At 73.1% G+C, this 19,773-nt stretch carries 12 protein-coding genes and 4 pseudogenes; 12 read left to right on the plus strand and 4 right to left on the minus strand.

Annotated elements, in window-relative coordinates:
- Positions 1-7: 7 nt before the first annotated feature.
- The 3 genes and pseudogenes from REH70_RS06055 to REH70_RS06065 all read left to right on the plus strand — a co-directional run bounded on the left by REH70_RS06055 (position 8) and on the right by REH70_RS06065 (position 2,496).
- Positions 8-706, plus strand: a complete 699-nt coding sequence (locus REH70_RS06055) for an ATP-dependent Clp protease proteolytic subunit (RefSeq protein ID WP_310753199.1) — start codon at positions 8-10, stop codon at positions 704-706.
- Positions 707-883: 177 nt separating this feature from the next.
- Positions 884-2,169, plus strand: a pseudogene (gene clpX / locus REH70_RS06060) (ATP-dependent Clp protease ATP-binding subunit ClpX).
- Positions 2,170-2,173: 4 nt separating this feature from the next.
- Positions 2,174-2,496 (plus strand): annotated as a pseudogene (locus REH70_RS06065) (chorismate mutase).
- A gap of 83 nt (positions 2,497-2,579) precedes the next feature.
- Here the strand turns inward: REH70_RS06065 and REH70_RS06070 are convergent.
- Entirely contained in the window at positions 2,580-2,978 is a 399-nt protein-coding gene (locus tag REH70_RS06070) for a VOC family protein (RefSeq protein ID WP_310753200.1), read from the minus strand.
- 108 nt (positions 2,979-3,086) lie between these two features.
- Between REH70_RS06070 and REH70_RS06075 the strand changes: the two genes are divergently transcribed.
- The gene (locus REH70_RS06075) at positions 3,087-3,806 is read left to right on the plus strand and encodes an AAA family ATPase (protein ID WP_310753202.1); all 720 of its coding nucleotides are present in this window, start codon (positions 3,087-3,089) and stop codon (positions 3,804-3,806) included.
- 8 nt (positions 3,807-3,814) lie between these two features.
- Here the strand turns inward: REH70_RS06075 and REH70_RS06080 are convergent.
- Positions 3,815-5,627 (minus strand): annotated as a pseudogene (locus REH70_RS06080) (AMP-dependent synthetase/ligase).
- Positions 5,628-5,880: 253 nt separating this feature from the next.
- Here REH70_RS06080 and REH70_RS06085 point away from each other — a divergent pair.
- Positions 5,881-7,083: a hypothetical protein gene (locus tag REH70_RS06085; RefSeq protein WP_310753203.1), complete on the plus strand. Its 1,203-nt coding sequence runs from the start codon at positions 5,881-5,883 to the stop codon at positions 7,081-7,083.
- A 158-nt stretch (positions 7,084-7,241) separates the two neighbouring features.
- Here REH70_RS06085 and valS read toward each other — a convergent pair whose 3' ends face one another.
- Complete coding sequence (valS, locus tag REH70_RS06090; protein ID WP_310753204.1) at positions 7,242-9,965, minus strand: valine--tRNA ligase; 2,724 nt, start codon at positions 9,963-9,965, stop codon at positions 7,242-7,244.
- A 216-nt stretch (positions 9,966-10,181) separates the two neighbouring features.
- On the opposite strand from valS, the pseudogene REH70_RS06095 reads away from it, so the two are divergent.
- The 3 genes and pseudogenes from REH70_RS06095 (at position 10,182) to REH70_RS06105 (ending at position 13,885) form a co-directional block, all read left to right on the plus strand.
- Positions 10,182-11,185: pseudogene (locus REH70_RS06095) on the plus strand (TIGR03557 family F420-dependent LLM class oxidoreductase).
- Positions 11,182-11,979, plus strand: coding sequence for a coenzyme F420-0:L-glutamate ligase (locus tag REH70_RS06100; RefSeq protein ID WP_310753205.1), 798 nt, complete (start codon positions 11,182-11,184; stop codon positions 11,977-11,979). The pseudogene REH70_RS06095 and the gene REH70_RS06100 overlap by 4 nt, the downstream one beginning before the upstream one ends.
- A 112-nt stretch (positions 11,980-12,091) precedes the next feature.
- Positions 12,092-13,885, plus strand: a complete 1,794-nt coding sequence (locus REH70_RS06105; protein ID WP_310753207.1) for a DUF222 domain-containing protein — start codon at positions 12,092-12,094, stop codon at positions 13,883-13,885.
- Between the two features lie 116 nt (positions 13,886-14,001).
- Here the strand turns inward: REH70_RS06105 and REH70_RS06110 are convergent, their stop codons facing one another.
- Entirely contained in the window at positions 14,002-14,589 is a 588-nt protein-coding gene (locus REH70_RS06110) for an HhH-GPD-type base excision DNA repair protein (RefSeq protein WP_310753208.1), read from the minus strand.
- A 281-nt stretch (positions 14,590-14,870) separates the two neighbouring features.
- Between REH70_RS06110 and REH70_RS06115 the strand changes: the two genes are divergently transcribed.
- The 4 genes from REH70_RS06115 (at position 14,871) to REH70_RS06130 (ending at position 19,669) form a co-directional block, all read left to right on the plus strand.
- Positions 14,871-16,304 (plus strand): aspartate aminotransferase family protein, encoded by a 1,434-nt coding sequence (locus REH70_RS06115; protein ID WP_310753210.1) that lies wholly within the window; start codon positions 14,871-14,873, stop codon positions 16,302-16,304.
- On the plus strand, positions 16,301-17,062 hold the full coding sequence (locus tag REH70_RS06120; RefSeq protein ID WP_310753212.1) for an SDR family oxidoreductase: 762 nt from the start codon (positions 16,301-16,303) through the stop codon (positions 17,060-17,062). Before REH70_RS06115 ends, REH70_RS06120 begins: the two co-directional genes overlap by 4 nt.
- Before the next feature lie 432 nt (positions 17,063-17,494).
- On the plus strand, positions 17,495-18,061 hold the full coding sequence (gene ssuE / locus REH70_RS06125) for an NADPH-dependent FMN reductase (protein ID WP_310753213.1): 567 nt from the start codon (positions 17,495-17,497) through the stop codon (positions 18,059-18,061).
- 57 nt (positions 18,062-18,118) lie between these two features.
- On the plus strand, positions 18,119-19,669 hold the full coding sequence (locus REH70_RS06130) for an ABC transporter substrate-binding protein (protein WP_310753215.1): 1,551 nt from the start codon (positions 18,119-18,121) through the stop codon (positions 19,667-19,669).
- The last annotated feature ends 104 nt before the right edge of the window (positions 19,670-19,773 follow it).

A 19,773-nucleotide genomic window follows, 5' to 3' on the forward strand; every position in this document is an offset into this window, starting at 1 on the left:
AGAATTCGTGAGCACCGAGTCGCAGTTCATCTCCACCGCGGGCCGTCTGGCCGGCGGGCGCGCGCTGCCGTACGGCGCGCCGGGCAGCCGCTACGTGCTGCCCCAGTTCGAGGAGCGCACGGCCTACGGCTTCAAGCGCCAGGACCCGTACACCAAGCTGTTCGAGGACCGCATCATCTTCCTCGGCGTCCAGGTCGACGACGCCTCCGCGGACGACGTCATGGCGCAGCTGCTCGTGCTCGAGAGCACCGACCCCGAGCGCGACATCATCCTGTACATCAACTCGCCCGGTGGCTCGTTCACGGCGATGACGGCGATCTACGACACGATGCAGTACATCAAGCCGCAGATCCAGACGGTGTGCCTCGGCCAGGCCGCCTCGGCCGCCGCGGTGCTCCTGGGCGCCGGCTCGCCGGGCAAGCGCCTCGCGCTGCCGAATGCGCGCGTGCTCATCCACCAGCCCGCGATGGAGGGTGGCGGCTACGCGCAGGCGTCCGACATCGAGATCCACGCCAACGAGCTCATCCGCATGCGGGAGTGGCTCGAGGCGACGCTCGCCCACCACAGCGGGCGCACGGTCGAGCAGGTCCGCACCGACATCGAGCGGGACAAGATCCTCACGGCCGCGGAGGCGCTCGAGTACGGCCTCGTGGACCAGGTGCTCGAGAGCCGCAAGGCCGCCACGACGGTGACCGTCCCGGCCTGATCGACCCACCGGCCGGGTCCCCGCGGACCCGGCCGGTGGCACCGGGGTGTTGCTGCTGGCCTGGGCGGCACGCGTGGTGTGCAATGGATGAAGCGGCGGCGGACCGAGCCTGTGGTCTGGTCGCCGGCGATGTACCCGCCCGTCGGCTGACGGGTGAACCGGAGAGAGGGGACGGCAGTGGCTCGCATCGGGGACGGGGCCGACCTGCTCAAGTGCTCCTTCTGCGGCAAGTCCCAGAAGCAGGTCAAGAAGCTCATCGCAGGTCCGGGTGTCTACATCTGCGACGAGTGCATCGACCTGTGCAACGAGATCATCGAGGAAGAGCTCGCCGAGACCACCGAGGTCTCGATGGTCGAGCTGCCCAAGCCGAAGGAGATCTTCGACTTCCTCGAGCAGTACATCATCGGCCAGGAGCCCGCCAAGAGGTCCCTCGCGGTCGCGGTGTACAACCACTACAAGCGCATCCAGGCCGGTGAGGCCGGGCGGCTTCCCGGTGCGGAGGGCGACGCCGTCGAGATCGCGAAGTCGAACATCCTGCTGATCGGCCCCACGGGCTGTGGCAAGACGTACCTCGCGCAGACGCTCGCCAAGATGCTCAACGTGCCGTTCGCCATCGCCGACGCCACGGCGCTGACCGAGGCCGGCTACGTCGGCGAGGACGTCGAGAACATCCTGCTCAAGCTCATCCAGGCCGCTGACTACGACGTCAAGAAGGCCGAGACGGGCATCATCTACATCGACGAGGTCGACAAGATCGCCCGCAAGAGCGAGAACCCGTCGATCACGCGCGACGTCTCCGGCGAGGGCGTGCAGCAGGCGCTGCTGAAGATCCTCGAGGGCACGACCGCGTCCGTCCCCCGCAGGGCGGCCGCAAGCACCCGCACCAGGAGTTCATCCAGATCGACACGACGAACGTGCTGTTCATCGTCGCCGGCGCCTTCGCCGGGCTGGACGAGATCATCACGTCGCGGGCCGGGCGTCGGGGGATCGGGTTCGGTGCGCCGCTGCACTCGGCGGACGACGTCGACGTGTACGGCGAGGTCATGCCGGAGGACCTGCTCAAGTTCGGGCTCATCCCGGAGTTCATCGGGCGCGTCCCGGTCATCACGACGGTGTCCCCGCTGGACCAGTCGGCCCTCGTGCGCATCCTCACCGAGCCGCGCAACGCCCTGGTCAAGCAGTACCAGCGGATGTTCCAGATCGACAACGTCGAGCTCGAGTTCACCGACGACGCGGTCGAGGCCATCGCGGACCAGGCGCTCCTGCGCGGCACCGGGGCCCGCGGGCTGCGGGCCATCATGGAGGAGGTCCTCCAGCAGGTGATGTTCGAGGTGCCGAGCCGTGACGACGTCGCCCGCGTGGTCATCAACCGCGGTGTGGTGCTGGAGAACGTCAACCCGACCCTGGTGCCGCGTGAGGCGCCGCCGGCGTCCAAGCGTCCGCCGCGCGAGAAGAGCGCCTGACCCGGTGACGGACGCAGCACCGGGACCCGTCACGGCGGGCAGCGTGCCGGCGGAGCTCGTCTCCATCCGGCAGAGCATCGACAACATCGACGCCGCGCTCGTGCACCTGCTCGCCGAGCGCTTCAAGTGCACCCAGCGGGTCGGTCACCTCAAGGCCGACCGGGGTTGCCGCCGTCGGACCCGGCCCGTGAGGCGCAGCAGATCGACCGGTTGCGCCGGCTCGCGGCGGAGGCGGGTCTCGACCCGGTGTTCGCGGAGAAGTTCCTCGGCTTCATCGTCGAAGAGGTCATCCGGCACCACGAGGAGATCGCCGGTACGCAGGGCTGACGCCCGCTCGGTGGGACCAGGGTCGGGATGACGGCCGTCATGGCCGACGCTCGCCCGCGCCTCGACGTCGCAGGAATCGCTCGTCAGAACTCACGGGACGACAGGACGCAGAACTCGTTGCCGTCCGGGTCGGCGAGCACCTCCCAGCTGGCGTCCGGACCTTGCCCGACGTCCACGCGCGTCGCCCCGAGGGACACCAGGCGTTCGATCCGGGCGTCGCGGTCGTCGCTCACGTGCGGTGCGAGATCCAGGTGCAAGCGGTTCTTGCCGTGCTTGCCGTGCTCGACGGGCACGAACACGAGGCCGGGCGGCACCTGTTCGAAGCGCAGCGTCGGTGCCAGCTCACGGGCCCACGGCGGGACGAGGACCACCTCGTGGTCCGTCTCGATGATCGCTTCCCAGGCCAGCGCGAGCGCCCACCAGGCGGCCAGCGCACGGTGGTCACGGAACTCGATGACGGTGGAGTACCAGCGCAGGGCCATGGCTTCCCCTCTCCGGTCGCGCGTGCGGCCTAGATCCGGCCGGGTCCACCGTGGATCTTCGGCACGGCTGCTGTCCATCACCCGGGCAGGCCACGCCAGACTGGTCCGGTGAGCCTCGACGACGTCCGCCCCGTCCGCCGGATCACGCGCCGGGACTCGGCCGGGTACGACCCGGAGCAGTGGCCGTACCACCTGCCCGCGGTCCGCATGCTGCTCGACGACGGCCTCGACCTGCCACCCGGTGTGACGTTCCTCGTGGGGGAGAACGGCGCGGGGAAGTCGACCGTCGTGGAGGCGGTCGCCGCCGCCGCCGGGCTCAACGCCGAGGGCGGCAGCCGCAACGCGCGCCACACCACCCGGGTCAGCGAGTCCCCGCTGCACGAGGCGCTGCAGATCGTCCGCTCGCCGGGTGCGCCGCGGTGGTCCTACTTCCTGCGGGCCGAGACCATGCACGGCCTGTACACCTACCTGGAGGACCTCGGCAGCGGCCCCCGGTTGCACGAGATGAGCCACGGGGAGTCCTTCCTCGAGGTGCTGTCCCGGCACTTCGACGAGCCCGGCTTCTACGTGCTCGACGAGCCCGAGGCGGCGCTGTCGTTCACGTCCTGCCTCGCGCTGGTCGACCTCCTCGACCGGCTCGCGAAGGCGGGCGCGCAGGTGCTATGCGCCACCCACTCACCGCTGCTCACCGCCCTGCCTGGCGCCACCATCCTCGAGCTGGACGACGACGGCCTGCGTCGCACGACGTGGGAGGACCTCGAGCTCGTCGCCCACTGGCGCACGTACCTGCGCGACCCGCGCGCCTACCTGCGCCACGTCCTGGACTGAGGCCAGCCCTACGCCGTCGGGCGCTGCGCCGCGTAGACCGCGTCGATCTGGTCCGCGAAGTCGGCGAGCACCCGGGCGCGCTTCACCTTCAGCGACGGCGTGAGGTAGCCGTTGGCCTCGGTGAAGTCGACGTCGAGCACCGACACCTTGCGGATGGACTCCGCGCGCGACACCGCCTCGTTCGCGCGCTCGGCCGCGCGGTCGAGCGCGGCCAGCACCTCCGGGTGCGTCGCGGCCGCGGCGACGTCCATCTCCGGGAGCCCGTGCGACGCGAGCCACCCGGGCAGCATCTCCGCGTCGAGCGTCACCAGTGCCGCGATGTACGGGCGTCCGTCGCCGACGACGACGCACTGGCTCACCAGGGGATGGCCGCGGAAGCGGTCCTCGAGGACGGCCGGGGCGACGTTCTTGCCGCCCGCGGTGACGATGATCTCCTTGGAGCGGCCGGTGATGCGCAGGAAGCCGTCGTCGTCCATGGCGCCCAGGTCCCCGGTGCGGAACCAGCCGTCGACGAGCGCCTCCGCGGTCGCCTCGGCGTTGCCGCGGTAGCCGCGGAAGACGTGCGGACCCTTGACGAAGATCTCGCCGTCGTCGTCGATGCGCATGCTCGTGCCGGGGAACGGCGGCCCCACGGAGCCGATCCGGAGCGCGTCCGGCCGGCTGACCGCGGTCGGAGCCGCCGTCTCCGTCAGGCCGTAGCCCTCGAGCACGTGCAGCCCCAGCCCGCGGTAGAAGTGGCCGAGCCGTTCGCCGAGCGGCGCCCCGCCGGAGATCGCCCAGTCGGCGCGGCCGCCCAGCGCCGCCCGCAGCCGGCCGTAGACGAGCCGGCCGGCCAGGGCATGCTGCGCCCGGAGCGCGGGGACGGGCCGCCCGGGGTCTCCAGCGCGCGGGACCACGTGATCGAGACCTTCGCGGCCCAGCGGAACAGCCGCAGCCGGGGCCCGGTGCCGGCCTTCTGCTCGGCGGAGTTGTAGACCTTCTCGAACACCCGCGGCACGGACAGGATGAACGTGGGCCGGAAGGTCGCGAGGTCCGGCAGGAGCTGCTTGGGATCGGGCGTGTAGCCGATGACCGCGCCGGAGGGGATGCACAGGATCTGGATGAAGCGTGCGAAGACGTGGGCGAGCGGCATGAAGAGCAGCGTCCGGGCGCCCGGCGTCGCGCAGACCGCGCCGAACGCGATCGCGCCGTTGAGGGCCAGGTGCAGGAAGTTGCCGTGCGTGAGCTCGACGCCCTTGGGGCGTCCGGTCGTGCCGGACGTGTAGATGACGGTCGCGAGGTCGTCGGCGCGGGGGAGCCCGCGGCGGCGGTCGAGCTCGGCGTCGTCGACCGCCGCACCGGACGCGGCGAGGTCGTCCAGGCCGCCGTCGTCGATGGTCCACACGTGCTCGACCTGCGGCAGGTCGCCACGGATGCCCTCGACGAGCGCGGCGTGCGCCGGCGTCTCCACGACGGCGGCGCGGACGCCGGAGTCGGACAGGATCCAGTGCACCTGGTCCGCGGACGACGTCTCGTACACCGGCACACCGACCGCCCCGGCGGCCCACACGGCGAAGTCGACGACCGTCCACTCGTACCGGGTGCGGGACATGATCGCGACGCGGTCACCGGGCTCGACGCCCGCCGCGACCAGGCCCTTCGCGACCCCGTCCACCTCCTCGGCGAACGCGCGGGCGGACACCGCGACCCAGCCGCCGTCGAGGGGGACTTCCGCTCGGCGAACGTCCCCTCGGGATCGCGGGCGACCCGCTCGGTGAGCAGCGTGGTGATGCTGGCCCCCGGGTCGACGTCGACGAGGCTGGGTGCGGTGAACTCGGGCATGACGGCTCCTGTGCGGCGGCGGCTACCACGACCCTATGCCTGGGTCCGGCCCGGCCGCGGGACGCCGCGCGCGGTCGCCCCGGGGCCCCGGCCGCGAGGCGGGTCCCGGCGCCAGAGCACCCGCGCCGGGTCCCGCGCTCTGAGCCCGGGGTGGCGCCACTCGTCCGGGTGGTCGAAGGTGGGAGGGGTCAGCACCCCTCCGGTGTGCCGCACCGGACGGGTCTCGCTCCGTGCTCCTTTGGAGGCGCTGCCCATGAAGCTCGACTGGCTCAAGCCGCTGCTCAACCGGACCGGACCGTTCACCACGGTCTACATCGACTCCACCCGCTCGGATCCCTCGGGCGAGACGGAGGTGCTCGACCGGTGGAAGGGGCTGCGCCGCGACCTGGAGCGGCAGGGTGCGCCCGCCCGAGTGCTGGAGGACATCGAGGACGTCGTCGGCCGCCCCACGCGGGTCGCCGGGCCGCACGGCCGGGTGCTCATCGCGGATGCGGAAGGCGTGCGGGTGGACCGCGTGCTCGCCGACCCGCCGGACCGCAACGCCGCCACCTACGGGCCGGTGCCGGCGCTGCTGGAGGCGGCCCGGGCCGCGGACGAGGCGGTTACGTACCTTCTCGTCGAGACCGACCGGCAGGGCGCTGACCTGCACTGGAGCGACAGCACCGGCCGGCTCGAGGCCGGGGACCACGAGGTCGTCCAGGGTGACCACGACGTCCTGCGCAAGGTGCGCTCGGGCGACGGCTTGCGGCACGACCGCGAGCAGAACCGCGCCGAGGACTCCTGGGAGCGCAACGCCGAGATCGTCGCGGCCGACATCGACCGGCAGGTCGTCGAGCGGTGCCCTGAGCTCATCATCCTCACCGGCGACGTCCGCGAGGTCCCGCTGCTGCACGAGAAGCTCGGGCAGCGCGCCAAGGAGCTCGTCATCGAGGTCCCGGGCGGCTCCCGCGCCCAGGGCATCAAGCAGGACGTCTTCCAGGAGCGGGTGAACGCGACGCTCGAGGCGTTCCGCGCCCGTCGTCGGGAGGGCGTCCTGGACCACTTCCGCCAGGAGCAGGGCCGCGGGGGAGCGGCGGTCACCCAGCTCGACGACGTCGTCGACGTGCTGCGCCGTGGTCAGGTGCTCGACCTCGTCATGCACGAGTCGGTCACGACGGCCGCCTCACCGCTCGCCGACCGGATGGCGTGGGTCGGTCCCGACCCGCTGCAGATCGCCCTCACCCGGGGCGAGCTCGTCGCGATGGGGGTCGACGAGGGCGCCCGCGAGCTGCGGGCGGACATCGCGCTCGTGCGGGCCGCCCTGGGGCAGGACGCCGGGCTCACCTTCGCCGTGGACGGCAGCGTCGACCTCATCGACGGGATCGGGGCGATCCTGCGGTGGACGGACTCCTCGACGCCGAGCGAGTCCCTGCAGAGCCAGTCCCGGGACACCGAGCGACTGCGCGACGTGGGCTGACGAGACGGGCCGCCGCCCGACGGCGTCCCTGCTCGGCCCGCGCCGTACGGCGCACTCACGTGAGGGCCCGACCGCTGCGGCGGTCGGGCCCTCACGTCATGGTCCGGTGCCCATGTCCTGGTGTCCGTGGCCCGGCGTGGGTGTGGACCGGCTCGTCGTCAGGCCCTGACGCGCGCCTCGGCCTCGCCGAGCTCGACCTCGCGCACGACGGTCAGCGCGGTGACGTCCGCCGCGCCGTCCCCGGCCCCCGGCGTCGCGGCCACGACGTCCAGGTCGCCGGTCACCCGGCCCGCGGCGCGCACGTCACCGACGACCGAGCCGACGGCGTCGACCGCGGTCGCGGGGACCGCGAGGACCGCGCGCAGGATCGGCGTGCGCATGGAGACCTTCGCCTCCGACTTCACCTTCCGCAGTGCGGCCAGCGCCGCACCGGCGACCCCGAGCAGACCGGGGTCGGCGTCGCCGGCGGCCTGGCGCAGCGGGGCCGGGTCCGGCCAGGCGGCGCGGTGCACCGAGCCCTCGCGCCACCACGACCAGACCTCCTCGGTCGCGAAGGGCAGCACGGGGGCGAACAGCCGCAGCATGGTGTCCAGGGCCAGGCCCAGCGCGGCCCGGGCGGACGCCGTCGCTTCGCTCACCTCGGCCGCGCCGCCGCCGTAGGCGCGGTCCTTGACCAGCTCGAGGTAGTCGTCGCAGAACGTCCAGAAGTACGTCTCGGTGAGCTCGAGGGCGCGCGTGTGGTCGTACGCCTCGTACGCCTCGGTGGCCCTCACGACGACGTCGGCCAGCCCGGCGAGCATCGCGCGGTCCAGCGGGTCCGTCACCAGGGACGGGTCCAGCGCCACGTCCGCGCCCTCGCCGCCGAAGGTGAGCGCGAACTTGCTTGCGTTGAGCACCTTGATCGCCAGGCGGCGGCCGATCTTCATCTGGCCGACCTCGAAGGCCGCGTCCGTCCCGAGCCGCGCCGACGCGGCCCAGTAGCGCACCGCGTCGGAGCCGTGCTCCTCGAGCAGGCCTCGCGGGGTGACCACGTTGCCCTTGGACTTCGACATCTTCTTGCGGTCGGGATCGAGGATCCAGCCGCTGATCGCCGCGTTCGCCCACGGCAGCGACCCGTGCTCGAGGTGCGAGCGGACCACCGTGGAGAACAGCCAGGTGCGGATGATGTCCTGCCCCTGCGGGCGCAGGTCCATGGGGAACACGCGCTCGAACAGGTCCGGGTCTGAGCGCCAGCCGCCGGCGATCTGCGGGGTCAGCGAGCTCGTCGCCCAGGTGTCCATGACGTCCGGGTCTCCGACGAAGCCGCCGGCCTGCCCGCGCTGCTCGGCCGTGTAGCCGTCCGGGACGTCGCTCGACGGGTCGACCGGGAGCGCGCTCTCGGCCGGCACGATCGGGTGGTCGTGGTCCGGTTCGCCGTCGTCGCCGACCGGGTACCAGACCGGGAAAGGGACGCCGAAGAAGCGCTGGCGCGAGATGAGCCAGTCACCGTTCAGGCCGCCGACCCAGTTCTCGTACCGGACCCGCATGAAGTCGGGGTGGAACGCGAGCTCGGTGCCGCGCGCGAGCAGCTCGGTGCGCAGCTCACGGCCCGGCGCGGGGCGCCCGCCGTTGCGGATGTACCACTGGCGCGACGTGACGATCTCGAGCGGCTTGTCGCCCTTCTCGAAGAAGTTGGCCTTGCGCTGGGTGGCGACGGGCTCGCCGTCCAGGTCGCCGCTAGCACGCAGCGCCTCCACGACCTTGGTGCGGGCGGTGAACGTCGTCGTGCCCGCGAGCTCGGACCAGAGCGCCTCCGCCTCCGGGGCCGCGCCGGCGTCGGCGGCGAGCCACGCCGGGGTGTCCCGCACCAGGCGGCCGTCGCGTCCGATGACCGAGCGCGTGGGCAGCTGCAGCTCGCGCCACCACTGCACGTCGGTCAGGTCGCCGAAGGTGCAGCACATCGCGATGCCGGCGCCCTTGTCGGGCTCGGCGGCGGGGTGCGCGAGCACCGGGATCTCGACGCCGAACAGCGGCGAGCGGACCGTGGTGCCGAACAGGTGCTGGTACCGCTCGTCGTCGGGGTGCGCGATGAGCGCGACCACGGCCGGGAGCAGCTCGGGGCGCGTCGTCTCGATGTGGACGGGGCCGGCGGCGGCGTGGAAGGCGACGCGGTGGAAGGCGCCCGGGTAGTCGCGCGCCTCGAGCTCGGCCTGCGCGACGGCCGTCTGGAACGTCACGTCCCACAGGCCCGGGGCCTCGGCCTGGTACGCCTCGCCGCGGGCGAGGTTGCGCAGGAACGCCTGCTGGGCGACGGCGCGGGCCTCGGCGGAGATGGTCTGGTAGTGGTGCTGCCAGTCGACGGACAGGCCCAGGTAGCGCCACAGGGACTCGAACTCGCGCTCGTCCTCGACCGTCAGGCGCTCGCAGAGCTCGATGAAGTTGCGGCGCGAGATCGGCCGCTGATCGGCGGCCTTGGTGCTCTTGCCCTCGCCGCCCACCTGGGGCGGGGTGAAGTCGGGGTCGTACGGCAGCGACGGGTCGCAGCGCACGCCGAAGTAGTTCTGCACGCGGCGCTCGGTGGGCAGGCCGTTGTCGTCCCAGCCCATCGGGTAGAACACCTCGCGCCCGGACATGCGGCGGTAGCGCGCGACGACGTCGGTGTGCGTGTAGGAGAACACGTGCCCCACGTGCAGCGAGCCCGAGACGGTCGGCGGCGGGGTGTCGATGGAGTACACGTCGGAGCGTGCGGCGGTGCGGTCGAACGCGTACGTCCCGCCGTCCGTCCAGGCCCGGTCCCAGCGGTCCTCCAGGCCGTCCAGGGAGACCTTGTCCGGGACCCGCCCGACGCTCGCCGACGGCGCGGGTGCGGGGACGGGGGACTCGGTCGGCTGCAGGTCGCTCATGGTCACGATCCTCCCAGATGGGCGACGGTGGGCCGGTCGGTGTCCGGCGGTGCCCTGCCGGCACGCCCACGCCCGCCGTGCGGGGCACGACGTCGTCGTCGGTCGTCCGGGCGGGCCCGCGCGGGCGGGACTACGCTCGCCGGGGCGTCCAGCGGGATGCCCGCACGCAGGGACGACGACGGCGCCACGACGGCGCGACGAGGGGACGGGACGCACATGGCGCAGGGTCTGACGATCGGGTACGCGGCGGCGCTGGAGCAGTTCCACCCCACCGACATCGTCGATCTCTCCGAGCTCGCCGAGTCCCATGGGTTCTCCGGCGTCATGGCGGCGGACCACTTCCAGCCGTGGGTGCCCGCCCAGGGGAGAGCGCCTTCGTCTGGAACGTGCTGTCGGCGCTCGGGCAGCGCACGCGCGGCGACCTGGGCCCGGGCGTGACCGCCCCGACGTTCCGGTGGCATCCCGCGATGGTGGCGCAGGCCTCGGCGACCCTGGCCGCGATGTACCCCGGCCGGCACTGGCTCGGCCTGGGGTCGGGGGAGGCGCTCAACGAGCACATCGTCGCCGGCTACTGGCCCGAGGCGCCCGAGCGGATCAACCGCATGTTCGAGGCCATCGAGATCATCACCAAGCTGTTCAACGCCTCTCTCGCGGGCAAGGACGTCAAGCACTCCGGGCAGTTCTACAAGCTCGAGTCGACCCGCCTGTGGACGATGCCCGAGGTCGCACCGGAGATCCTCGTCGCGACCGCCGGCCCGGTGACCGCCAAGCGCGCCGGGCGCCACGCCGACGGCCTCATCACGGTCGGCGCCCCGCTGGAGAAGATCTCCGGGCTGTTCGGCAAGTTCGCCGAGGGCGCCCGCGACGCCGGCAAGGACCCCGACACGATGCCGAAGGTGCTCCAGGTGCACCTGTCCTGGGCCGAGACCGACGAGGCCGCGCTGGCGAACGCGATGCAGCAGTGGCCCAACGGCGGCATGAAGTTCCCGAAGGGCGACATCCGCTCCCCGTTCGACTTCGAGCAGATGTCCAAGCTCGTGCGCCCCGAGGACTTCGCCGGCCGCATGGTCATCTCGGCCGACCCTGACGTGCACCGCGCCGAGCTGCAGAAGTACGTCGACCTCGGCTTCGACCGCATCTACCTGCACAACGTCGGCCGCAACCAGCGCGAGTGGATCGAGACGTTCGGCCGCGACGTCCTGCCGAAGCTGGTGCGGTGAGCGCAGGCTTCTGCGTCACCGCACCCGACGGGCTGCCCGAGGTCGTGCCGGGCGACGACCTCGTCGAGCTGCTCGCGGGTGCGCTCGCGCGCCTCGACCTGCCCGCGGGGCCGCCGGCGCTCGTGAGCGGTGACGTCGTCGTGGTGACGAGCAAGATCGTCTCCAAGGCGGAGGGGCGTGTGGTCACGGCGGCCGACCGGGAGCAGGCGATCACCGACGAGACCGTGCGTGTGGTGGCGACCCGCGAGCACCCCGGTGGGGTGACCCGCATCGTGGAGAACCGCCTCGGGCTCGTCATGGCCGCGGCCGGCGTGGACTCGAGCAACACCCCCGAGGGCACCGTGCTGCTGCTGCCGGTCGACCCGGACGCCTCCGCACGCGCGCTGCGGGCCGGGCTGGCTGCGCGGCTCGGTGTGCGGGTCGGGGTGGTCATCACCGACACCGCGGGCCGGCCGTGGCGTCAGGGGCAGACGGACCTCGCGATCGGGGCTGCGGGCGTCACGGTGCTCGACGACCTGCGGGGGCAGACCGACACCCACGGACGGCGCATGGACGTAACGGTCGCCGCCGTGGCCGACGAGATCGCCGCCGCGGCCGAGCTGGTCAAGGGCAAGACGTCGGGGCGTCCGGTGGCCGTCGTGCGTGGGCTGACGCACCTCGTGACGGCCGAGGACGGTCCGGGGGCGCGGAGCCTCGTGCGGACCGGGCCGGAGGACATGTTCGCGCTCGGCACGGCGGAGGCGTACGCGCAGGGGTGGCGGGACGCATCGGACGGAGTGACGTCACGGCGGTGACCTGACTGACGTCGGGCGCTGCTCCGTTCTCCACAGTTCGCTCGCCGCCCTCTGGTTGTCGGGGGTTCCCGGTAGGATTCGAACAGGCGTTCGAAGCGGGGAGGTGGCGGCGATGACGACGGACACCACGCCCGCCGAGCGCCCGCTCGTCGCCGCCGTGCCGGCCGCCGCTCTTGGTGACGGTCCGGCCGACCCGGGTGGCTCCGCAGTCGTGCCCGGCCGTTCTGTCGCCCCCGGTGGCGTTGCCGTCGCTGACACGGCTGGCGCTGCCGGCTCAGCGTCTGCGACGCCGGCGCTCGCCTCGGGGCGGTCCTTGGTGTCGGTGATGACGGCGTTGACTGGGCAGGTCGCCGGCGCGGCGGGGTGGACGGGCGGGGACCGGTCGGTGTTGTTGGCGGATCTGGACCGGGTGATCGACGGTCTGAGCGTCGTGCGGGCCGGGGTGCTGGTGGCGGATCGGGATGCGGGGGCGTGGCGGGGTGCCGGGGACCGGTCGTACGAGGCGGCGCGGGGGCGGGTCTCGGGGACGGGTGTGCGGGCGGCGGGTGGGCAGGTGCGGCAGGCCGAGCAGCTGGACGCCGCCCCGGCGGCCGCGGCGGCGGTGACCGCGGGGCTGATCACGATCGGGCACGCCGCGGTGCTGGGGAAGGTCGCCGCGACCGGTACGCCGGTGCAGCGCCAGGCGCTGGCGGACCCGGCGGTGCAGGAGGCGCTGGTCGAGGTGGCGCAGCGGCAGGACGCCGCGACGTTCCAGATCACCGTGGACCGGTGGGCCGCGACCGTGGACCCGGACGGGTTGGAACGTGACCACCAGGCGCGGCGGGCCGAGCGGTACCTGCACGTGACCCACGCCACGACCGGGACGTACCTCAAAGGGCGTCTGGACACGATCGCCGGGCACCGGCTCGCATTGGCGTTAGAGGCGCTGACCCCGCGCCCGGCGCAGGACGACGACCGTGACCCGGGCGAGCGCCGCGCGGACGCCCTGACCGAGATGGCGGGGCGGGTCCTGGCGTCGGCGGACACCAAGCCCGGTGGGCATGTGCCGGCGCAGATCACGATGGTCATGACCCCCGAGACGTGGGCGGCAGCACGGGCTGAACGCGACCGGCGACGACGCGCACCACAGCCCGCCACCACGGGCGCGGGCGCGGGCACCGGCGTGGGCGCAGACACGTTCGCCGGCACGGCCACGGGCACCGGCACCGGCACAGGCACCGACAGGGGCACAGGCGCGGGCACCGGTGGTGCCGGCACTGGCACGGGCACCGTGGAAACCGGCGATGCGCCCTCGGGTGCGGGGGCTTCCGCCGGCGACTCGGTCACCCCATCGGCCACGACCGCCCCGGTGAGCTACCCGCCGGCGACCCTGGAGGACGGCACCCCCGTCCCGATCACCGAGCTCGCCGCGGCGATGTGCGACTGCGACATCACCAGGGTCGTCATCGACGCCCACGGCGAGCTCCTCGACCTGGGTCGCACCCAACGGTTGTTCACCGGGGCGCTGCGCAGGGCGATCATCGCCCGCGACCGCGAGTGCGGGTGGCCGTCGTGCCACGCACCGGCACGGTGGTGCGAGATCCACCACATCGCCTGGTGGGACCGCGACGACGGACCGACCTCCGCCGACAACGGTGTTGCCCTGTGCTCGTTCCACCACCACGAGACCCACCGACGCGACCTCACCATCACCCGCGTTCCTGTTCAGGGGCGGGCAGGCGTGGCGCTGCCCGACCCTCCACCCCGCGCGGGTGCCGCACCACCGGGGCCACTTGCGTGTGTCACCTACACGTTCCGCGACCGCGCCGGGCGCATCGTCGGCGCCCCGGAGACGGCACCGGGAGCAACCGAGCGCACCGAGCGCACCGAGCGCACCGAGCGCACCGAAGCGAATACACCGCCTTGACGAGGGGTCAGCCCGACGTGGCGAGGGGGCGAGGGGTCGGCCCGACGTGGCGAGGGGGCGAGGGGTCGGCCCGACGTGGCGAGGGGGCGAGGGGTCGGCCCGACGTGGCGAGGGGGTCAGTCCGACGACGCGGGGCGCTTGGCGGCAGCCTTGGCGGCGCGCTTGGTCTCGCGGACCTCGCCGAGCGACTGCGCGTCGACGACGTCGGCGATGGAGCGCCGCGCACCCTCCTCGCCGTAGGGGCCGGCCGCCTCGCGCCACCCCGGGGGTGTGACGCCGCACTGCTTGCCGAGCAGGGCCACGAAGATGCGGGCCTTCTGGTCGCCGAAGCCGGGCAGCGCCTTGAGGCGACGCAGCACCTCGCGGCCGTCCGGCTCACCGTCGGTCCACAGACGGGTGACGTCGGCGTCGTAGTCGTCGACGACCGAGCGGGCGACGGCCTGGATGCGGCCGGCCATCGACCCGGGGTAGCGGTGGACCGCCGGCGGAGTGGAGCAGAGCGCGGCGAAGGCCTCCGGGTCGGCGTCGGCGACGGCGGCCGGGTCGAGGGTGCCCAGCCGCTCGGCGATCTTGTGGGGCCCGGCGAAGGCCGTCTCCATGGCGACCTGCTGATCGAGGAGCATCCCGAGCAGCAGGGCGAACGGGTCGTCGGCGAGGAGCCGGTCAGCCGCCTCGTCACCGGTCATCCAGAGCGTGAGCGCCATAGGGCTCATCCCACCACGTCGGGCGGATGGCCGGCAGCGCCCCCGTCCTCGCGCTCAGGTGCGGCACAGGCGCCCACCGCGTGCCGTCGGGTGTCGCTAGCGCGCTACCGGTCGCCGCGGGTGCCCTCGGCCGCCTCCCGCGTGCCGTCGGTGTCGCCCGCGTGCCGTCGCCGCCTGCAGCGTGCCGTCGGCCGTCGGCCGTCGGCCGTCACGAGCGTGCGCCAGCGCCGTCGGACCCCGTGGCGCGGCGAACCGGGCCCGGACCTGGAAGGGTGCAGACCATGGTGACCTCCCCAGCCGGCGGCTCGGCGTCAGAGCCGATGGCCGGACCCGCCGCCGGTGTTCTGACGGGCGTCGCGACGTCCGCTCGTGCTGCTGGGGAGCGGCGTGGAGCCGCCGGGGCCTCGGACGGTGAGCGTGCGCTCGAGCTCGACCGGGCTCACGTCTTCCACTCCTGGTCCGCGCAGGGGGACCGGTCCGCGATCGCCATCGCGGGCGGGCGAGGGTCCGAGGTCTGGGACCACGACGGTCGCCGGTACCTGGACTTCGCCAGTCAGCTCGTGAACACGAACATCGGCCACGGACACCCGGCGGTGGTGGCCGCGATCCAGGCGCAGGCGGCGACGCTGGCGACGCTCGCCCCCGGCCACGCCCAGCTCACCCGCGGACTCGCCGCGCAGGCCGTCGTCGCGCACGCCCCGGAGGGCTTCTCGAAGGTCTTCTTCACGGGCGGCGGTGCCGACGCGAACGAGAACGCGATCCGCATGGCCCGGCTGCACACCGGACGGCCGAAGGTGATCTCCGCGTACCGGTCGTACCACGGCAACACCGGCGCGGCGATCGTCGCCAGCGGGGACTGGCGGCGCGTGCACAACGAGTACGCGCACGGCCACGTGCACGTGTTCGGTCCCTACCCGTACCGCAGCGAGTTCTGGTCCACGAGCCCCGAGCAGGAGACCGAGCGAGCCCTGCACCACCTGGAACGGACCATCCAGGCCGAGGGCCCGGGGACGATCGCGGCGATCCTGCTCGAGACGGTCGTCGGGTCGGCCGGTGTGCTCGTGCCGCCACCCGGCTACCTGCCGGGCGTCCGGGCGATCGCCGACCGCTACGGGCTCCTGCTGATCCTCGACGAGGTGATGGTCGGCTTCGGCCGGACCGGCGCCTGGTTCGCCCTGGACCACTTCGACGTGCGCCCCGACCTCATCACCTTCGCCAAGGGCGTCAACTCGGGGTACGTGCCGGTGGGCGGGGTCATCCTCTCCGACCCGGTCGCGGCCACGTTCGACGACCGGGTGTTCCCCGGTGGGCTGACCTACTCCGGGCACCCGCTCGCGATGGCCTCGATCGTCGCGACGCTCGACGCCATGGCACGAGAGGGCATCGTCGAGAACGCCGCGCGGATCGGCACGGACGTCCTCGGCCCCGGCCTGCGCGACCTCGCCGACCGCCATCCCGTGGTCGGCGACGTGCGCGGGCTGGGCGTCTTCTGGGCGCTCGAGCTCGTGATCGACCGGGCGACCCGCGAGCCGCTGGCACCCGCCGCGATGGCTCAGCTCGGCAGCGCGCTGCGCGACCGCGGGCTGCTGCCACTGATCGCCGAGAACCGGATCCACGTCGCGCCGCCGTGCGTCGTCACCGACGACGAGGTGCACCGGGCGCTCGGCATCCTCGACGACGCGTTGTCCACCATCGACCAGGAGGTCCAGGCATGACTCACACGGTGCTGCGAGCGGTCGTGACGGGGGCGTCGTCGGGCATCGGCGCCGCGACGGTGCGCCGCCTGCGCGCGGAGGGCTGGGACGTCGTCGCCGTCGCGCGGCGCGAGGACCGCCTGCGCGCGCTCGCCGCCGAGACCGGCGCCCAGGCCGTCGTCGCCGACGTGACGTCCGACGACGACGTCGCCCGCCTCGTCCGGGAGGTCGCGGCGGGCGGTCCGGTGCACGCGCTGGTCAACAACGCGGGAGGTGCGTTCGGCACGGACGCCGTCGAGAGCGGGTCGGTCGACGACTGGCGCGCGATGTACGAGGTGAACGTGCTCGGCACGTTGCGCGTGACGCAGGCGCTGCTGCCTGCGCTGCGGGACACGGGCCGCGGTGACGTGCTGGTGCTCACCTCGACCGCCGCCCACGGCACCTACCCGGGCGGCGGCGGGTACGTCGCCGCGAAGCACGCCGAGCGGCAGATCGCGACGACCCTGCGGCTCGAGCTGGTGGGCCAGCCGGTCCGCGTGATCGAGATCGCCCCCGGGATGGTGCGCACGGACGAGTTCTCGCTGACGCGGTTCGCCGGCGACCAGGCCAAGGCCGACGCCGTCTACGCCGGTGTGGACGCGCCCCTCGTCGCCGAGGACATCGCCGACGCGATCGCCTGGACGCTCACGCGCCCGCACCACGTCAACATCGACTCGCTCGTGATCCGGCCCCGGGCACAGGCGTCGAACACGCTGGTCGCACGCTCGCACGAACGGTAGATCTCACCTGGCGGACGCCATCTCAGATGGTGGTCATGGGGTGTCGCCGCGTGGTGACCTCTGCCACGCTCCTGCCATGGCCCACCACGGACTGCACACCTCGCCGCGCGACACCGTCGCCCCGCGAATGTGCATGCCCATGGGGGCCGAGGCCACGTCCTGTCGGTAGGACCGCGCCCGCGACACCACGTGTCGCCCCCGGTCGCCGCGAGCTGACTCCGCGCCGCGACCGCCCCGCAGCCCTCTGAGCTGCCGGCCCCCTCGTCCCACCAGCACCGTCGTGCTCGACCGCCGTCGGCCTCGTCGCCGCTCGCGGTCCACCACCACCCCTGCCGCATGCGCCGGCACCCGTGCGAACGCCCTCAGGCGTGCCCGCGCGGCCCTCGACGCACCCTCGTGCCGCGACCTCGTCGCACCGACCGAAGGACCACCATGGCCCGCATCCTCATCCTCACCGGCAGCCCCTCGCTGCGGTCCCGCACCTCCGCCCTCGCCCTGCACGTGGGGGACGAGCTGTCGCTCGACGGCCACGACGTCGAGGTCCTGCACCTGCGCGGCCTGCCCGCCCCGGCGCTGCTGTCCGCCGACACCGCGGACCCTGCGATCGCCGCCGCCGTGCGCGCGGTCATCGCGGCCGACGCCGTCGTCGTGGCGACCCCCATCTACAAGGCGTCCTACTCCGGTCTGCTCAAGGTGTTCCTCGACCTGCTGCCGCAGGCCGCGCTGCAGGGCAAGGTCGTGCTGCCGCTCGCGACCGGCGGGACCATCGCGCACCTGCTGGCCATCGACTACGGCCTGCGCCCGGTGCTCGTCTCGCTCGGCGCCCGCCACATCACGGCGGGTCGCTTCGTGCTCGACACGCACATCGACCACCTCTCCGGCGGGCCCGTGCTCGTCGACCAGACCAGCCGGGACTGCATCGACCGCACGGTCGCCGGCTTCCGCGACGCGGTCAGGCTGGTCGGCGACCCCGCCGACGCCGCCCTGGCGACCGCGTGAGCGCAGCCGCGCCCCGCTGACCTTCCCCCACCGCTCCGCTCGGCCCGCCCTCCGGGTGTGACCGACACCTTCGGCGACTCCGCCGACGACTTCTTTGGAGAACCCATGTCCGCCCACCGCACCCGCGCGGTCGCCACCATCACCGTCGGCCTCCTGGCACTCGGCGCGTGCAGCACCGGCACCTCGTCCGGCAGCCCCGCCGGCACCCCGTCCGGCGACGCCACCACCTCCGCCGAGCCCCGCACCGGCGGGCTGTTCCGGATCGGGACGAACGGCCAGGAGCCGACCTGCCTCGACCCGCACGGCAACGCCAGCACGCTGGGCCCGATCCTCACGGTGCCGTTCTCCGACTCTCTCGTGTGGCAGGAGGAGGACGGGACCCTGTCGCCCTGGCTCGCGGAGAGCTGGGACGTGTCCGAGGACGGCCTCGTCTACACCTTCCACCTGCGCGACGGCGTCACCTTCACCGACGGCGCGGTGTTCGACGCCGAGGCGCTCCGGGTCAACTTCGAGCACATGGTCGACCCGGCCACCAAGAGCCCGCTGTCCGCGTCGTACATCGCGCCGTACTCCTCGTCGCGGGTCGTCGACCCCCTGACGCTCGAGGTGACGCTGTCCTCGCCCTACTCGGCGTTCCTCAACGTCCTCGCGCAGGGCTTCCTCGGCGTGATCTCCCCCAAGCAGATCACCGAGGCGCCGGACACCATCTGCGAGGCCCCGATCGGCTCCGGGCCGTTCGTCGTCGAGAGCTGGAACAAGGGCCGCAGCGTCGAGTACACGAAGAACCCCGACTACGCGTGGGGACCGGGCGGCACGCACGAGGGGCCGGCCTACCTCGACCGCCTCGAGGTCGTCTTCGTGACCGAGGACGCCACCCGGTACAGCGCGCTCGCCTCCGGCGAGCTCGACGCCATCGAGTTCGTCCCGCCGCAGAACTACGCGGCGGTCGAGACCGACCCGCGGCTCGAGACGTTCACCGAGTACCGGCCCGGGCACCCGTTCTCCCTGTGGTTCAACACCTCGCGTGCCCCGTTCGACGACGTCCGGGTGCGCCAGGCGCTGATCGCCGCCGTCGACCGTCAGGCCGTCGTGGAGAGCATCTCCTTCGGTCAGTGGGACGCCGCCGAGGGGTACCTCACGCCGTCGACGCCCGACTACATCGAGGACGTCGCGGGCGACCTGGGCCACGACCCGGACCGCGCGAACGACCTGCTCGACGAGGCCGGCTGGACCGGGCGCGACTCCGAGGGCTACCGGACGAAGGACGGTCAGCGGCTCGTCGCCTCGCTGCCGACGACGAACGCCGTGCCGCTGCGCATCCAGATCGCGGAGCAGACGCAGGCGGCGGCCCGTGAGGTCGGGATCGACATCCAGATCGAGTACCCGGCCCCGCAGGAGCTTCGAGGAGCGCAGCCTCGCGGGCGACTACGACCTCAGCGCCGGACTGTGGTCGACGAACACCGCCGACGTGCTGTTCATCCGGTACCACTCGGACAACATCACGACCCCGGAGCGGCGCGGTCTCAACGGCTCCTACCTGCGCGACGACCAGCTCGACGGGCTGCTGCAGAGCGCCCGGGAGACGACCGACGCGGACGAGCGCGGTGACCTGTACCGGCAGGCGCAGGAGCGGCTCGTCGAGCTCGCGCCGGGCATCCCGTTCTACAGCGACCCGCGGCCGGTGGCGTACGGCACGCACGTGCACGGGCTGA

The sequence above is a fragment of the Cellulomonas sp. ATA003 genome, from assembly GCF_031582905.1.
Classification (GTDB): Bacteria; Actinomycetota; Actinomycetes; order Actinomycetales; family Cellulomonadaceae; genus Pengzhenrongella.

Excerpts from the sequence above, each read along its gene's own strand:
- REH70_RS06110 (WP_310753208.1), bottom strand. The coding sequence starts at position 14,589 with ATGGCGCTCACGCTCTGGATGACCGGTGACGAGGCGGCTGACCGGCTC.
- REH70_RS06115 (WP_310753210.1), top strand. The coding sequence starts at position 14,871 with ATGGTGACCTCCCCAGCCGGCGGCTCGGCGTCAGAGCCGATGGCCGGA.
- valS (WP_310753204.1), bottom strand. The coding sequence starts at position 9,965 with ATGAGCGACCTGCAGCCGACCGAGTCCCCCGTCCCCGCACCCGCGCCG.
- REH70_RS06120 (WP_310753212.1), top strand. The coding sequence starts at position 16,301 with ATGACTCACACGGTGCTGCGAGCGGTCGTGACGGGGGCGTCGTCGGGC.
- REH70_RS06085 (WP_310753203.1), top strand. The coding sequence starts at position 5,881 with ATGAAGCTCGACTGGCTCAAGCCGCTGCTCAACCGGACCGGACCGTTC.
- REH70_RS06105 (WP_310753207.1), top strand. The coding sequence starts at position 12,092 with ATGACGACGGACACCACGCCCGCCGAGCGCCCGCTCGTCGCCGCCGTG.
- ssuE (WP_310753213.1), top strand. The coding sequence starts at position 17,495 with ATGGCCCGCATCCTCATCCTCACCGGCAGCCCCTCGCTGCGGTCCCGC.
- REH70_RS06070 (WP_310753200.1), bottom strand. The coding sequence starts at position 2,978 with ATGGCCCTGCGCTGGTACTCCACCGTCATCGAGTTCCGTGACCACCGT.